13 protein-coding genes are annotated in these 15302 nt (G+C 67.9%); 6 read left to right on the forward strand and 7 right to left on the reverse strand.

Annotated features, from left to right (window positions below):
* Nucleotides 1-2: 2 nt before the first annotated feature.
* The 5 genes from ISO16_RS28235 to ISO16_RS28255 all read right to left on the reverse strand — a co-directional run bounded on the left by ISO16_RS28235 (nucleotide 3) and on the right by ISO16_RS28255 (nucleotide 5363).
* Nucleotides 3-575, reverse strand: coding sequence for a DUF6668 family protein (locus ISO16_RS28235; RefSeq protein WP_010596729.1), 573 nt, complete (start codon nucleotides 573-575; stop codon nucleotides 3-5).
* On the reverse strand, nucleotides 572-1345 hold the full coding sequence (locus tag ISO16_RS28240) for a hypothetical protein (RefSeq protein WP_010596730.1): 774 nt from the start codon (nucleotides 1343-1345) through the stop codon (nucleotides 572-574). The genes ISO16_RS28235 and ISO16_RS28240 overlap by 4 nt, the downstream gene beginning before the upstream one ends.
* A complete protein-coding gene (locus tag ISO16_RS28245; protein ID WP_010596731.1) occupies nucleotides 1342-2421 on the reverse strand; it encodes a hypothetical protein in 1080 nt (359 codons plus the stop codon). Before ISO16_RS28245 ends, ISO16_RS28240 begins: the two co-directional genes overlap by 4 nt.
* 103 nt (nucleotides 2422-2524) lie before the next feature.
* The gene (locus ISO16_RS28250; RefSeq protein ID WP_072636226.1) at nucleotides 2525-3649 is read right to left on the reverse strand and encodes an insoluble domain protein; all 1125 of its coding nucleotides are present in this window, start codon (nucleotides 3647-3649) and stop codon (nucleotides 2525-2527) included.
* Nucleotides 3650-3683: 34 nt separating this feature from the next.
* Nucleotides 3684-5363, reverse strand: a complete 1680-nt coding sequence (locus ISO16_RS28255; protein ID WP_051446176.1) for a cutinase family protein — start codon at nucleotides 5361-5363, stop codon at nucleotides 3684-3686.
* Nucleotides 5364-6257: 894 nt separating this feature from the next.
* On the opposite strand from ISO16_RS28255, the gene ISO16_RS28260 reads away from it, so the two are divergent.
* The 3 genes from ISO16_RS28260 (at nucleotide 6258) to ISO16_RS28270 (ending at nucleotide 9172) form a co-directional block, all read left to right on the forward strand.
* Nucleotides 6258-6695, forward strand: a complete 438-nt coding sequence (locus tag ISO16_RS28260; protein WP_206531359.1) for a helix-turn-helix domain-containing protein — start codon at nucleotides 6258-6260, stop codon at nucleotides 6693-6695.
* A 167-nt stretch (nucleotides 6696-6862) separates the two neighbouring features.
* Nucleotides 6863-7069: a toxin-antitoxin system gene (locus ISO16_RS28265; protein ID WP_139311051.1), complete on the forward strand. Its 207-nt coding sequence runs from the start codon at nucleotides 6863-6865 to the stop codon at nucleotides 7067-7069.
* Between the two features lie 303 nt (nucleotides 7070-7372).
* A complete protein-coding gene (locus ISO16_RS28270) occupies nucleotides 7373-9172 on the forward strand; it encodes a hypothetical protein (protein ID WP_010596735.1) in 1800 nt (599 codons plus the stop codon).
* Nucleotides 9173-9200: 28 nt separating this feature from the next.
* Here the strand turns inward: ISO16_RS28270 and ISO16_RS28275 are convergent, their stop codons facing one another.
* The gene (locus ISO16_RS28275) at nucleotides 9201-10199 is read right to left on the reverse strand and encodes a GAF domain-containing protein (RefSeq protein ID WP_161780465.1); all 999 of its coding nucleotides are present in this window, start codon (nucleotides 10197-10199) and stop codon (nucleotides 9201-9203) included.
* Nucleotides 10200-10288: 89 nt separating this feature from the next.
* On the reverse strand, nucleotides 10289-11647 hold the full coding sequence (locus tag ISO16_RS28280; protein ID WP_010596737.1) for a cytochrome P450: 1359 nt from the start codon (nucleotides 11645-11647) through the stop codon (nucleotides 10289-10291).
* 996 nt (nucleotides 11648-12643) lie between these two features.
* Here ISO16_RS28280 and ISO16_RS28285 point away from each other — a divergent pair.
* The 3 genes from ISO16_RS28285 to ISO16_RS28295 all read left to right on the forward strand — a co-directional run bounded on the left by ISO16_RS28285 (nucleotide 12644) and on the right by ISO16_RS28295 (nucleotide 15235).
* Entirely contained in the window at nucleotides 12644-13360 is a 717-nt protein-coding gene (locus ISO16_RS28285; protein ID WP_029540292.1) for a ParA family protein, read from the forward strand.
* Nucleotides 13353-13868 carry a hypothetical protein gene (locus ISO16_RS28290; RefSeq protein ID WP_072636225.1) on the forward strand — a complete coding sequence of 172 codons (516 nt, stop codon included), beginning with the start codon at nucleotides 13353-13355 and terminating at the stop codon, nucleotides 13866-13868. The genes ISO16_RS28285 and ISO16_RS28290 overlap by 8 nt, the downstream gene beginning before the upstream one ends.
* Before the next feature lie 209 nt (nucleotides 13869-14077).
* Entirely contained in the window at nucleotides 14078-15235 is a 1158-nt protein-coding gene (locus ISO16_RS28295) for a DUF2637 domain-containing protein (RefSeq protein WP_195886212.1), read from the forward strand.
* Nucleotides 15236-15302 lie beyond the last annotated feature (67 nt).

A 15302-nucleotide genomic window follows, 5' to 3' on the forward strand; every position in this document is an offset into this window, starting at 1 on the left:
GGCTACTGCCCCGACCACACGGTCGGCAGGGCGGATTGGATTGCCGTGACGATGCCGACGCCGGCAGCGATCACGTCCTCGGGAACTGCGATCACGGCTCCCTTGGTGTGAATGGGCACGCCGTCGAAGGCGCGCCAGGTGGGCAGGCTCGACCGGGCCGCCGAGGCCAGGAAGCGATGCCAACCGATCACCCAGTGCGCCGGCACCGCACCAGTGACGATCGAGCGCAGCTGACGCACCTCCTTCGGGGGCTGACCGGGCGCGTTCGCGACGGTGACCAGGCCGAGCAGCTCACACGCCAGATTCCGGTTGCGGTGCTCGAGGATCAGATCGTGGGCGCTGGACAGGCCCTGGATGGTTTCGCGGCAGACCACCACCACATACGGCGATTCGGTCTCCCGGGCGTCCCCGCACGGCCACTGGTGATTCGCGTCGCCTGCGAAGTCCCAGTACTGGGCGAGGGTGGAGACCCCGGCCCCGCCGTGCGCGCCGAGCAGCCACACCGCCGGTCCGGGCGCAGCCACCGGATACGGATCGACCCTCACCTCGACGCTGATGCGTTCGCGGGTGCTCATGCCAGCTCCCCCGCCCCGGCCTGGTGATCGGTGTCGTGGCGGCCGGCCTCGATGCGGCCCAACGTGTCGAGCACGTCGGTCCAGGCGTCGATCGAGGCGACCGACAGGCGGCGGTGATCGACGGTGCCCGGCCGCGCCAAGGTCACATCGAAGGTCACTTCGACGAAGCCGGCGACCCGTGGGGCCAGGTGCTCCCGGATCGGTGCCAGATCCACCAGGCGGTGCGGCATCTGGTGCGAGACCGACACCACCGTGCGCGCCAGCACGCCGCGCCCGTAGGTGCCGATGAGCCATTCGAGACCGACACGCATCCGGGCCAGCGGTTCCGAGCGGGCCGGGGCGACGATCACGATCGCGGCCCCGGCCTCGAGCAACGGGGCCAGACGCCGTGAGCGCAACGCTGTTCCGACGTCGTGGATGCGGGCGAGATGCCGGTCGGCGAGCAGGCTGTCCACCAGCACTGTGTCCGTGGCGTCGCCGTGACCGACGACGACGGCCCCGGCGCTGCTGACGGCCATGCGCGAGCCGAGCTGGCGGATCGCCCGGGCCGGGTCGATCGGTTCGACGCCGACCCGGTCGAGCAGGTTGCCGCCGCCGAAGGTGCCGTCGATCGCGGCGACGTCGGCGCCCAGGCCCAGGCGCAGGGCGGTGGCCAGGCCGAAACAGGTCGTGGTCGCGCCCGCTCCCCCGGAGCCGGCCACCACGATGGCCGAGAGATGTTCGGGCTGCTCGATTGTCGGGCTACGACGAAAAGCAACAACGTTGTTCATCGGTTCTCCACGTTCGCGATCGTCAACCCGCCGTCGGCGGGCAGGGTGGTGATCCACTGCTTGTGGATGCCTTCGTCTCCCACGGGCGGGAACTTCAGCAGCACATCGACCGACCAGCGGTTCGGGTCCTCGGTCGGCAGCACGCTCACGCAGTGCTCGGTCCCGACCGGAACGGCGTCGATGAACGACTGAATATCGGTGCCCGGCAGGACCATCAGGTCCGCGACGGCCTTGCCGTCCCGCTCGACGTAGTAGGCGTACTCGAACGCCTGGATCACCGCAGGGCCGGAATCGCGGCCACCGGGACCGTTGCCGACGACCCGACCCGGCTCGGTGACCGGGGCGCACCACGCCGGGGCCGCCACCGCCTCGGTCGTGGTGGGGGCGGCCGACGACGAGGCCACTGCGGTGACCGGCGGCAGCGGCGGTGTCTCCGGCTCGTCGGTTCCCCCGCTCATCACGGTCACCACCACCGCGGAAACCGCTGCCAGGGCAGCCACACCGCCACCGACGAACATCCAGGTCCGGGACCGGTCCGAGCCCGTCGTGGCGGCCGCGGGGGTGCTGTCGGTGACCGGCAGGGCGGCGGCCTGCTCGACGACCTCGGGCGCGGCCGGGGCGCGGCGAGGAGCACGGCTGCGACCGATCGCGGACTTGAGTCCCCCACGGGTACGGTCTGAAATCACCAGTGGACCCCGCGGAATGTGGGCGCGGAACCACTCCGGGGCCGCAGCATACGGATCCTCTGCTGAGGCCGGATCGTCGTGGTGAGCAGCGGGATCGGCGTAGCCGGTTGCCGCGGGAGCATCGTGGTCGGCGGAAATGTAAGGGTCCTGGGCCGCAGCAGGTGCGGCCAGGATCGCGGTATCGGCCTCGACGATCGGTTCGAGGTCGGTCTGGATGACCGCATCATCGTCGGCACCGGACGAATCGGGGACGGAGGCAGCATCGACCAGCTCGAGCTCCGCCGCCTCGACCGTGGCGCTGTCGATGGTCTCCTCGGGGATCGGGAAGTACACCGATCCGGTGTCGGTGTCGTCGGTCGGAGTCGGCTCCGGCCCGTACCGCTCGGTCACGTCCGGGAAGAGTTGTCCTCGATTGCCGGTCGACAATGTGTCCTCCGTCGTCGGGTGGTGGGGGCGGAGCTACCCGCCCCCACCGGCGAGATGGTCGGGCAGGTCAGGCCGGGTTGATGCCGTCCGCGGCCGCGGACGAGATCATCTCGGCGGCAGTGCCGAGCGAACCGTCGAAGAACATGGTCAGCACGGTGTCCGCTCCCGCGACGACACCGTCGCCACCGGGCTGGACCTTCACCCACTCACGGACCTGCGAATCGACCTGCGGAGCTGCGGTCACGACGCTGCGCACGGCGTCGGCCGCGGCCTGCCCGACCGGACCGGAGGACTGCCACTGCTCGACCGTGGCGTCGGCCCGCTCGGTGAGCGCCTCCTGGTGCACATCCGGCAACTCGACCTCGATGGGCTGGCCCTCGTCGTCACCGGCACCGAACGCGGTCCCGGCCGCCAGACCGGCCGCGCCACCGACCACCGCGCCGGGGACCGCGCCGACCGCAGCGCCGATCGCTGCGCCCGCCGCGGTCCCGGCCACCCCGGTGGTCACCGCGGGCAGCACCGGAATCGGCAGCGGCACCACACCCCCGGCCGCAGCCCCGGCGATACCGCCGAGGGTGCCGCCGATCAGCGCGCCGGGAACCGCCCCGGCCGCAGCACCCGCTGCGGCACCGGCCACCGTCGCACCGATCTGCGCAGCAGCGACCCGATCGGCGCGGCCGGCATCGACACCGACCGACTTGTAGAACGTGGCCACCTCGGAGCGGATCAGACCGGCGGTGTTGTTGGTGCGTTCGCGGTCGTCGTCGGTGACCCAGTTCGGCTGGTTGACGTGGATATCGCCGATCATGATCTTCTCGGGCGGAGCGAGGTAGATCGGCTCCGGGGTGACCGGCTGCGGCGCCCGCAGCGTCATCGGGTCGATCGGCGGCGGGGCGGACTGCCGCTCGTAACGGTTGGTGTCGTAGTTGTAGTCCGGCAGCGGCGCGTACTGACGCTGCTGCGCGGGAGGCGGGGTCCAGTAGATCTGCTTGGCCGGAGGAGCCGGGGCCGGCTTCGGGGCGCTGGTGGTGCCGCCCTGGGTGGACGGGGCCGGGGTGGTCACCCCGCCCTGCGCGGGCAGCTCGACCGGAGCGGCCGAGGCCAGCCCCGACCCTGCTGCCACGATCGCTGCGGCCGTGGCGGGCACGACGCTCGCCTTGGCAAGCCGCGAAGCCCTGCGATGTGTGCTCATGATCGCTTCTCTCTCGTGTGTGTCGGGGCGGGAATCAGTTGAGTGCGGCGGCCGAGACGCCGCCCTGCTCGAGCACCGTCGGTCCCGCATCGACCACCTGCGTCGTGGTCGCGGTCGGTGCCGAGGTGGTGGAGGCGACCGTCTGCGACGGCGTGGTCGAGACGTTCTCGGAGGTGGTCGTCGGCCGCGCCGTAGTGGTGGCCGAGGTGGTGGGAGCCGCCGACGTGGAGGCCGAGGAGGTGGGAGCCGCCGACGTGGAGGCCGAGGAGGTGGGAGCCGCCGACGTGGAGGCCGAGGAGGTGGCGGCGTCGAGGTCGGCTGCGACCGCGGCGAGCCAGGACGCGACGAATCGTGTCGGGGCCTGCCCGCTGGCGGTGGCCGGGACCGACCCGTAGGAGCCGTGCTCGGCGGCGACGTTGCGCAGCGTCGTCATCGCCACCAGATCGAAGGCGTCCCGGTTGGCCTCGATCTCGTTCGCCACGACCTGGAACGCCTGGCGCACGAGCCGCTGCGAGGTCGCCGGCGGAACCAGCTCGGGCAGCACACCGACCGTCTTGGCGGCGAGCACCCCGAACGCTGCGGCGGGGTTGGCCAGCCCGACCGCCGCGACCGCCGCGATCGTCTCCGGGGTGAGCACCTTCTTGGCGACCGTGACTGCGGCGTTGAGGCCGATCAGACCGACCTTCAGCAACGCCGCGGTCACGTCCTGCCCGGTCGGGGGTGTGGCCCGCGGATCGGAGGCTTCGGCCAGCCGCTGCGAGATGGTCTTCTTCGGCTGGATCGACACCGCCTCGAGGGCGTTCTTCGGAGCCGCAATGTCCTCGTTGACCACGTCGACGGCGGTGGTGAACGCCGTCGAGGCCAGTGCCCGGCCGACCGTGGCGACGGCGACGAACGGATCACCGCCGACCTCGACCTGCCCGGCGACGTTGACCACCGCCCGCACGATCGGCGCGTTCGCCGGGGCGTCGCACGCCAGATCACCGGTCTGGCACCAGGACGACACCCGACCCGACAAGCTGCCGTAGTCCTTGGTCAGATCGGCGACGGGGCCGATGCCGCCGCCTTCCGGGGCGGTGAACGCCACCGACGACAGCGCCTTCACCGTCTCGCCCGTGGTGTCGGGAACCGGCGACGGGGAGCTCTGCGAGGTGCCGGGGAACAACCCCGATCCGGCGCTGCGGGTCGGCGCGCCGAACAGCGCACCGGCCGCGACCACGCCGGCCGGAACGACCCCGGTGCCCTTGCCGACCGACCGCAGGAAGTTCGAGGCGGCATGAGCGCCCTGGGAGTAGCCGACCACGGCGAGCTTGGCCGACGGACACTGCTCGAGCACCTTCTCCGCAGCCAGGGACAGGTTCTCCTCCCCCGCGGTGACGGACTTGATGTACGACCGGCTACCCCCGGGGGTCAGGCCCCCGAACGATCCCGGATACGGCACGTAGGCGCGATCGACGCTCGCGCCCAGCTCACGGGCCTGATCGAGCATCGGTCCCATGATGTTCGACAGCATCCCGGTGTCGACCTTCACCGGCGCATCCGGTGAGGACTCCGTGGTGCCCTGCATCCCCAGGACGTACAGATCCGGGCACCCATCGATCAGCCCGTCGAGCCAATTCGTCTGCGCGTGCACCGGGACCAGACCACCCACACCAGCCAGAACCGCAGCCGTGGTGACGACGGTGGCCACAGTCCGCGTACCCCAACCCTTCATCTCTCTCCCTCCCGAACAGCCGTTTCCCAACGCCAGCAGTCATTCCTGTTTGTTCCGAGAAGGGAATGGGGACAGCCAGATACGGCGCAAAGCGACCTTCGGAGAGAGCGGTTGCTTCGACTCCGGAGTATGGGTCCGTTGTCGTTGGGGTGCCAGGCAAGGTTCCGGGTTGACGGATCCCGGATCGGTCGCCTTCGCTTGGATCTCTTCAGCCGTTGCGGCGGGCACTCGACGCACCGGCTGTGCGGACTCGTGTGCGTGGAGGGGCTCACGTGAGAGACCCATTCGCCGACAAGATTGACGCTGCACAGGAACCTATGCAGCCTTTGCTGGTACTGAGCACGACGTCGCTGTTCACGATCCGGGAGTGCGATCAAGACTTGGCTGCCCTCGGGATTCGGGTTGAGCGGGGCCGCTGACCCCAGGTCGACGGAGCAGCGACGACCTGAGGTCAGCGGGTGCAGTGGACGCGGCGCGAGGGGTCGCCGGCCACAGTTCGGAAGCGGGTACGACCGATCGCACCCTTCATTGAGTGTTGGGCGCAGGTGTTCGGCACTCGGTGGTACGCGCAAGTTGATTCCCCGGGGTTCCGTAGCTGGCTCTGGGTAGAGCTCCGCCAATCGCGTCAGTGCTACGTCCGAAGCCGACCACGACAGACCTCGGGAAACCCCCGGAAGGGGCGCGAGCGGATCGTAAGCAAGAGCGGCGCGTTCGCGCAACACGGCGGGCCCTCCCCCTCCTCGGCGCAGCACCTTCAGTGCGGGTCCTGGAATTGACCCGTAGATTAGCACCTCAGAATTTTAAACACTAGCGCTACGAGGGAACGAGAAGGGGCGAGACAATGGGCGGCGACAGGAGGATCCAGGGCAGGGAGTGGAGTTGGCTCGAAGCGGCATGCACGGCTTCAGTGGCGCTCGCCTGCGCAGATACCGCCAAGCGCTCGACATGACGATGGCTGACCTCGCTGATGCCGCGGAGGTCTCGGAAGCGACCGTCTCGGCTTGGGAGACCGGCCGGGCCGCCCCTACCCCGCCCTTGTTGAAGCGCGTGGCCGACGTCTTGCGCGTCACCGTCCCGGACCTTGCTCCGATCCAGGAAGGCCGGATGACGCTCAGCGATTTGCGCGCTCTGGCTGGCCTCACGCAGGCAGAAGCAGCCCGAGAGCTCGGCATTTCGGCCACCGTGCTCGGGCGTATCGAGAAGGGCCGCAAGGACTACGACAAGGATCGGGTGGCGAGCATGGCCAAGCTTTATGGGGTGAAGTTCTCGGTCGTTAAGGCAGTCTGGGAGCGCGACCGTGCGACACGCCAGGAGTACATCCGACGTCTGTAGATTTCATCACTAAAATAACTCCACACGCATGCCTCGATCAGTAAAGGGTCGATGTTGCACTGGATGACTTCTGTTGCGAACTGGGGGCGTGTCGCTCCCCTTCTTCCGAACCAACCTGGGACAAGATCAAGGGCGTTCGGAAGCAGTGACGAGGAAGGGCCGACACCATGCCTACGCCAAGCAAGGGGCCGCGCAAGGAAGTGAAAACCCGCGTTCCGGAAGATGTCCGCGAAGTGCTGGAAGTGATGGCAGCCAATTCCGGTGCCAGCTCACTCAGCCAGTACGTAGCGGACCTTCTCTCCAGCCTCGCCGGCCGTCCGGACCTTGTACGAGAAATCCACCAGGAAGTGATGCCGATGCCGCTCTCCGCATAGAAAAGTGCGGCGGGGTCCTCCGCCGCACCAGCACATAGCCGAAGCGGTTACTACAACTGAAATGCGAAAACCCCCGGCGGGCAGGCCGAGGGCTTTCGTCTGAAGTTGGCGAGAACGAGTTGGCGCTCGTTCTCGGTACCGCATATCCCCGAAGGGACTGTCTTGCCGGACAGGTCTCAGGGTACATCGCGCCCTGAATCAGAGCCAACGATCGCTGCGCGTGTCGCCACTTTCACCGGTGACACCGCACCGAATCGTCACCTTTTCGACGTGTGCACGCGCCGTTGGTCGCCGCGTGCCCGAGTGCGGATCGACCCGGATCGCACCCACACGTACGCCACCACGATGGCCATGCCTAGCCAGGCGCCCGGATTTCCGTGGGCGATCTACCTGGCCGGCGCGGACCATCGCTACCGCCTGCTGGCGTTCGACCTCGACAGCGGGCGCCACGGCCCCGAGATCGCCCGCGCCGATGCCGACCGGCTGGCCGCGCAGCTGGCGGAACTCGGTGTTCCGCACCTGCGCACCCGGTCCGGGCCCACCGGCGGGCAGCACCTCTGGCTGCGCCTCGCCGCCCCCGGCGCCGGCGCCGACGACGTGCGTCGCCTCGCCCACGCCCTGCGCCAGCACTACCCCAGCCTCGACACCGCCCCGTTGACGAACCCCGCCACCGGCGCCGTCCGCCCCCCCGGGGCCCCGCACCGCCGCGGCGGGCAGTCCCGACCGCACCTGCACGGCGCCGCCCTCGACGCGGCCCTCGCCCGCCTCGACACCGAAACCGCCCCGGAGGTGGTGGACTGGTTGCTCGCCCGGCACCCGCACTCCGCCCCAACTCCGCGCCGTCCCGCCGGGGCGGGGCGCATCGTCGATCCGACCTCCAATCCCCGCCTGGACCGGCCGCGCCGCCCGCTCACCGACACCACCCGGGCCCTGCTCGATGCTGCGCCGGCACCCGGAGCGGACCGCTCGGCGCTCGTGCACAGCATCTTTCTGGGCATGGCCCGCGCCGGCCACACCCTCGCCGACGCCCGGGCGGCCGCCGCGACGGCGCCGGGACTGGTCCGGCTGCGCGAGGACCGCGCCCGCGGCCGCGACGACACCGACCGGCAATGGCGCCGCGCCCTGGACACCGCAGCCGACTTCGCCCCCGCTCCCCCGACCACGCGGGCCCCGGTCGACGACGAACTCGACCGCATCGAGGCCGCCATCGGATCCGACCCCGCCCACTGGGCCCGCCCCGGCGGCGCCAGCGACGAACGCATCCTCTACGCCCTCCTCGCGCTCGCCCGCACCGCCCGCACCCGCGTCCTCGACATCGACTGCCGCCGACTCGCCCAGGCCGCCGCCGTCGACGCCTCCACCGTCTCCCGGCGCCTGCGGGTGCTGGCCCACGAATCCTGGGTGCGATGCGTGCGCACCGGCAGCGGAACCCGCGCCGCCACCTGGCAACTCGAACTCCCCGACCCGGTGGCATCGCTACCGGTTGCAACACAAGGAGAACCCGCCCCCGCTCCGGGGCATTCCTCTGCCCTACTGGACCACCACACGCACGATCTCTGGGCGAACCGGTTGGGGCTGGGTGGGGTGGCTGCTCGTATTCACTGGGCTGCGATTTCGGGAAAACTCGTTATTTCCGGAGCGGGCAGAAATCCGATTGAGGTGGCTGCCCTGACCGGGTACAGCCTCGCCACCGTGACGCGCACCCTGTCCACCCTCGCCCGCCTGGGCGTGCCTATCGAGGCGCGAGCCGATATTCCCGCTCTCCGGGAGCAGCTCGATCGCGCCGCCGACCGCGTCGGTGTCGTGGGTGTCGGGGCGCAGCGGGTCCGCCGCCACCTGCTCGATCGGGAGCTGCACCGGTGGTGGCTCGAAGAGCAGGACTGGCGCTGCCGCCGCGGCAAGAAGACCGGCGTACCCCGCACGGTCTCGCTGACCATCGCCCTGCCCATCGACGCTCCCGCTCGGCTGCGGTACGGCCGATTCCCGGTGACCGACACCGGCCGCGCCGACTATCGTGCGGCGCGAGCCGTGGTGACCCGGGTGTGCTCCCCTGGTTGGAATTCCACGACCAATCCAGATCGGCAGGGCGGGAAGGCGGCCTGACACACCCTGGTTCTCCAACCGGACCGAATCAGTATGAGTCGTCCACTCGGGCGATTTGAGCGAGGAGGAGCGCGGCGTGGGGCGGCCGATCCGGCAACTGGAACGGCCGCAACGTCACCGCGGCCTTGACCCAGTCACCATCTCCTGCATGCAGTCGCACCAGATCGCCGGCCTGGGGAACCTCACCGCTCTCGACTCTCCGAGCATTCGCTTGCAGACTCGGCAGATCCTCGGGATGGACGACGGGACCGGTGACATGCGCATACTGCCACTCCACCCACTCCGGAGCCCGGCCGATCCACATCGCGATAATGCCTCGCTGGGCCTCGAACAGCGCGACATGGACATCGGCACCTAACAATCCTTCACGCAGTCCGAGAGCAGCCAACGATGGCATTGACGGCGGATACACGTCGGACACGTCGTGATACAGCACCCGGACACCGGATCCGTCTTCCATGGGGCGTAAGACGACCTGCCACTGCATCGCATGGCCGTGGTCGTGCCGGACCGAGAACCACGTGCTCAGCACTCCCCCGGACCGCGGATTGAGCACCAGATCCAGGAATTCGGCCTCGTGCTCGAAGCAGATCGCGCGGTTGATGTAGTCGGCAGGGGTCGCGGTGGGAAGCCAATCTTCGAGCAACGTACCGGACATCGCCCCCGAATCCCACGTCTGATAGATCAACATTTCCTCGACCATCCAGGCCACACCTGAGGTCAGACGCCGCGTTCCCAGCTCCTCCCCCGGCTCTCCCACCCACAGATGGATGCCGTGCACATCGCCGAACGGGCCGATGATCGGCCAGGCATAGAACCGCCACGACTGCCGCATCTTCTTCGACGACAGCACCCGATCGAACGGTTTACGGACTTCCCGGACGTACTCCACGATCGGCTCCACCGGGATGTCCGGTGCGGGCGAGACCTTCCGGCGGAGCGAAGTCATCTCCTTCACTTCACCATCCGAGGCCACCAGCGTCGCAACACCCTCCACGAGCGTTTCGATCAAATGCCATGAACCCATCGAAGACCCCCCTCTGTCTCGACCTGATCTCGATGCGGGGAGGCAGTGTAGCGAAAACCGACTGTTCGACCGTTAAGCGGGATCGATGGTCACGCTCGGACGTGTAGCGCCAGGTGCAAGCGCTCGGGTCGGATCGTCAGCAACTCGGCCACCGACAGTTCATAGCCCGGCACGGGCTCGACCTCGAACCGGGTGAGGATCTCCGCCAGCGCCAGGACCGCCTCATGCAACGCGAACTGCCGGCCGATGCAGGCCCGAGCCCCTACCCCGAACGGTTTGTATGCGTGGGCCGGACGGGCCCGCACGGCTGCAGGCAGGAACCGGTCCGGGTCGAAGGTCTCGGTGTCCTCGCCCCACAGCGTCGGATCACGGTGCAACGCCAGCAACACCACCAGAACCGTCTGGCCCTTGCGCACCGGGTAGCCGGCCAGCGTCGTGTCCGTGCGGGCCTTGCGGAAGAACGCCGGGCCGGACGGCCACAGCCGCAGTGTCTCGTCGACGAGGCGGCGGACATAGCGCAGCTTCCCCACCTGCTCGAACCGGAGCGGGCCGTTGCCGTCGCGCACCTGGGCTATTTCCGCCCGTGCGCGCTCGGCCATCTCGGGATGCAGCGACAGGTAGTGCAGTGCGAACGACAGCAGGCCTGCCGTCGTTTCGTGCCCGGCCACCAGGAAGGTCAGCACCTGATTGCGGATGCTCTGATCCGACAGCAGCTCCCCGGTCTGCGGGTCCGGGTGCTCCAGCATCCGCTGCAGGAGGTCGTCCTGACGCGGTGACTGTCCGTGGCGGCGTGCCGCGACCACCTCGTCCACGGTACGCTGCATCAGCGCAATGTCCTTCGGATGCTGGCGCAGCGCCTTCCATCCGAAGATCTCGCGGACGATCGGCAGATCGTTCGCCGACTGCGACACGAACGACAGCGCCCGCGTCATCGACTCGACGAACGGATGCCGACCGGCGGAGAACGAGTCGAAGCTGTACCCGAAGCCGGTGCGACCGATGACCTCCAACGTCAGGCGATTCATGTCCGAGGAGACATCCACCGGACCCTGAATAGCCTGAGCGGCCCAGTAGCTGCAGAGCCCGTCGACGCACTCGAGCATCACCTCGTGATAGCTGCGCATCGAGGATTGGCTGAATGCCGGCATCAGCACGTTGTGCGCCTGCGCCCACGCCGGCTCACTGTTGAACGCGGTGAACAATCCGTCTCCGGCCAGCTCCCGCAGATTGCTCACCGGTGGGACGACCGCCTTGGCGAACCGGGACTCGTCGAACACCTCCGCGGCCGCGTCCCCGCCCCCGACGACAACCACCTTCTTGCCGGCGATGTCGATCTCGAACACATCCCCGAGCTCGCGTACGAACTGCGCCTCACGCTGTACCGGCCGCCGAGGATCGAGACGCAACACATCTCCCAGCAGGGGCAGCCGCCACGACGGATGCGGCATCGCTTCTCCATGCCCGGTCTCAGCTTCGACGCGGACATCATTTGAGGCTTGCTCCCCCGCAGAAGTCATGACCGGAGTCTGCCGCACCGCTGTGCCGATTGCAGAATCGGTCGGCTGGTATGACGGAGGAAGCGACGGCTACGGCCAAGTCGGGTGAGGGGGGTTCGTGGCGGTTCCACCCCGCTGAAGCATTGCTGCTGAACGAACGACGGCTCGCTCAGCGGAGGCGTCACGCTTTTACTGTTATAGCGCTACAACGTCGTTGCGCAATGCGCTGATTGGGCAGAGCCGCTATAGCGCTTGAACGTCGGAGCGTAACGCCGGGCAATGCGCCCGATGGGCGGACATCCCAGTTGTAGCGCCATAACGTCTAAACGTTAGAACGTTGTCACGTCATGCCGTTACCATGGCTGAGCGTTAGAGCGCTACGATCTTGAAGCGTTGCAGAGCTACAACGCTCTGGCGACGGAACGTTGCAGCGTTGGAACGTTGCTCCGCTACAACGGTGCAGGGAGCGGGCAGTGGACTACTACGGAGTTCTCGGCCGAGCCTTGGGGAAACTGCTGGTCACCCAATGTGTTCAGCAAGCATGAGTTATAGCGCTACAACGTCGTTGCGCAACGCGCTGATTGGGCAGAGCCGCTATAGCGCTTGAACGTCGGAGCGTAACGCCGGGCAATGCGCCCGATGGGCGGACATCCCAGTTGTAGCGCCATAACGTCTAAACGTTAGAACGTTGTCACGTCATGCCGTTACCATGGCTGAGCGTTAGAGCGCTACGATCTTGAAGCGTTGCAGAGCTACAACGCTCTGGCGACGGAACGTTGCAGCGTTGGAACGTTGCTCCGCTACAACGGTGCAACGCTGCAACGGCGTGGCGCTACGACGTTGCAGCGTTCCGACGCTTAGCGTTCAGAGCGTAGTAGCGCTGCACGCTGCAGCGCCTCAATGCACCGACTCATTGCACCCAGTGCAACCGACGAAAGGCTCCATGCAATGGCCAAAATCATCGTTTGCCACTCCCGGAAGGGAGGGGTGGGAAAAACCACGATGGCGTACGAGTTGGCTTACGAGCTGGACGCAGTCCTGGTGGACTTGGAGTACGACGGGGGCGGCGCCACCGGTAAGTGGGGGGATCGGCCTCTCGACCGGGCCCGCATTCCGATCCTCGATGCAATCCGCACCGGAAAGACCCCCAAGCCGTTGAACGGCTTCAAGAAGCCGCGTCTGGTACCTGGGCATCCTGATCTGTACGACCAGGCGCCCAGCGAAGATGCAATGGCGGATGCGCTGGTGCAGTGGGCGGGGGAGTGGGACACGGAATGGGTCGTCGTGGACACGCATCCAGGTGCAACAACCCAGGCCCATGGTGCACTGTCCGTTGCAAATGTCGTTCTTGCCCCGACTCCGTTGCGGAAGCTGGATCTCGATGCAACTGAGCAGCTCGTCGACGAACTCGCCGACTACCCCCTGGTCATTTCGCCGACAATGGTGCCGGCAGCACCTCCGGGAACGATGATCGACCGTCTTGCGCGGATGGTTGACGGCACGCCGGTGCAAGTTGCGCCTCCGGTTCCCCATGCCGCCCGGGTTGGCACTCGAACGAAGCGCATTGCAATCACCGCCGAGGAACCACCGGCCAAGCCGTTGCGGGCTTTCGCGGCTGCAATCACCGACACCGCGAAGTTCCTCCAGGAGTACGTCAATGACTAACGGACTCGATGCCTTGCGGCAAAAGAATAAGCGTGCCAGTGGGCGCACCATGCCGCCACCGCGGCACAAGCCCCGGTCGGTTCCGGTGGAGATTCCCACCGATTCCGAGAACCCGACCAATCCCATTGCGCCCCCCGTGCAAGAGATTCGACCGTCTACATCGGACGCTGCGGCCCACTTGGAGCAAGCGGCCGCGCAGACCGTCAACGACCGGGAACCGGCACTCGCGTTGCCTGCCTCCGAGTTGCCGAAGGCGGCGCCTCCAGTGCCTTCCACAGAAGTGGACGAGCTAACAAAGTCGACGATCTATCTGGACGCCGAGACCGACCAGTTCCTCGAGGAGGCGATCTATCTCGGGCGGAAGCAAAAACCACGCATTGATTCCCGTAGTGCGATCGTTCGTTTTGCACTTCGTGAGTTGGCCTCTCGCATGTCCACCGAGCAGGTGATTGCCGCGATCCGGGCAGGTGCGCCTGAAACTGGCAACCAAGGAAGACCTCGCCTCTAGCTGCATAGCGTTTCAACGTTCTAGCGCCATAAAGAGGGGGAGCCCCGCTCGACCTGCAATCCAACGGGACTCCGTGACCGGCTACCTCAGCAAAGGAAATTCCGATCATGTATGACCTTAACGTTCGCGCTGCGCAACGTCAGCTACCGTCCGCAAGTGCACGCCGACGATTGCACTCGAAGACCATGGCCCTCGGTGCTGTTGCAGCGATGACGCTCGTGCTTGCAGCGCTGGCGTTCACCCTGTCGTTCGATGCGTTGCGTCAGCTCACCCTGGAAATCGGTGTGCGCCCGGAACTGGCCTGGATGGCGCCGGTGGCACTCGATGTTGCACAGGCCGCCGCGGCCCTCGCTCTCGTTGCACTGGGGACCGACGACGAGTTCCGCGGTGCCCGCCGGTACTGCAAGGCCCTGGCCACGGGCACGGTCCTGCTCAGCGTGGCCGGCAACGGCTACCACGCCTTCCGCCTGGCCGGGCAGCGGCACGCGCAGGCCGCGGCCGGTGTCGATGTCGGGTACCAGCCGCAACCGGCTGCCATTGCCGCCTGCATTGCGATGATCGTGCCGCTGCTGTTCCTGGCGCTGTTGCATCTGTTCACCACGATCGTGCGGGCGCTGGCCGTCGAACGTGGCCGCTACAACGAGGCGGTGCACGACGCGCACCCGATGACCCCCCGGGAGCAGCCCGCGAGCACACCCGAGGCATCGGAGGTGCACGACCCTGCGGAGGTGCACGACCCTGCGGAGGTGCACGACCCTGCGGAGGTGCACGACCCTGCGGAGGTGCACGACCCTGCGGAGGTGCACGACCCTGCGGAGGTGCACGACCCTGCGGAGGTGCACGACCCTGCGGAGGTGCACGACCCTGCGGAGGTGCACGACCCTGCGGAGGATGCACCCGTCGTGCACGACGTGCAGTACCCCGGTGCACGCGTGCACACCGATGCCTCCGCCGGTGCCGCCGAGCCTGCAACGGTGCAGCCGCAGCACATCGGGCGCCACGGTGAGGAGGCACCGGGGGAAGGGGTCGTGCAGGCCCCGGCCCCGCTCGAGGCATCGCCCGAGCAGACTCTCGCGCCGACGTCCGGTGGCTATCCGCAGACGGTCGACGGCCTGCGCGAGTTCCTGGCCGGGTGCACACTGCGCAGTGAGGAGAAGGAGGTCGCGGCGATCCTGCTGGACCGCCCGCAGCTGACCTATGCGCAGGTGGCCACCGAGCTGGAGGACACCCCGTCCCCGTCCACGGTGTGCCGGCGCTGGCAGCGCTTCAAGAACGCGGCCTACGCCGAAGGCTTCGAGATCCCGCCGGTGGTGCTGCTCCCGCTCGACGCGGTCACCCACCGCGAGGAGCGACTGGTGTCGGTGTGACCTGCCGCGGGCCACATGCTGTGCCGTGCGGGTAGGCACCTGCTGCCGAACGAACCGGTGGCCGCAG

Origin of the sequence: Rhodococcus sp. M8, from assembly GCF_015654185.1 — a bacterium.
GTDB lineage: Bacteria > Actinomycetota > Actinomycetes > Mycobacteriales > Mycobacteriaceae > Rhodococcus > Rhodococcus aetherivorans.

Coding starts and splice junctions, on each gene's coding strand:
- ISO16_RS28275 (WP_161780465.1), bottom strand. CDS start 10,199: ATGGGTTCATGGCATTTGATCGAAACGCTCGTGGAGGGTGTTGCGACG.
- ISO16_RS28285 (WP_029540292.1), top strand. CDS start 12,644: ATGGCCAAAATCATCGTTTGCCACTCCCGGAAGGGAGGGGTGGGAAAA.
- ISO16_RS28290 (WP_072636225.1), top strand. CDS start 13,353: ATGACTAACGGACTCGATGCCTTGCGGCAAAAGAATAAGCGTGCCAGT.
- ISO16_RS28265 (WP_139311051.1), top strand. CDS start 6,863: ATGCCTACGCCAAGCAAGGGGCCGCGCAAGGAAGTGAAAACCCGCGTT.
- ISO16_RS28260 (WP_206531359.1), top strand. CDS start 6,258: ATGCACGGCTTCAGTGGCGCTCGCCTGCGCAGATACCGCCAAGCGCTC.
- ISO16_RS28235 (WP_010596729.1), bottom strand. CDS start 575: ATGAGCACCCGCGAACGCATCAGCGTCGAGGTGAGGGTCGATCCGTAT.
- ISO16_RS28295 (WP_195886212.1), top strand. CDS start 14,078: ATGACGCTCGTGCTTGCAGCGCTGGCGTTCACCCTGTCGTTCGATGCG.
- ISO16_RS28280 (WP_010596737.1), bottom strand. CDS start 11,647: ATGCCGCATCCGTCGTGGCGGCTGCCCCTGCTGGGAGATGTGTTGCGT.
- ISO16_RS28255 (WP_051446176.1), bottom strand. CDS start 5,363: ATGAAGGGTTGGGGTACGCGGACTGTGGCCACCGTCGTCACCACGGCT.
- ISO16_RS28250 (WP_072636226.1), bottom strand. CDS start 3,649: ATGAGCACACATCGCAGGGCTTCGCGGCTTGCCAAGGCGAGCGTCGTG.
- ISO16_RS28240 (WP_010596730.1), bottom strand. CDS start 1,345: ATGAACAACGTTGTTGCTTTTCGTCGTAGCCCGACAATCGAGCAGCCC.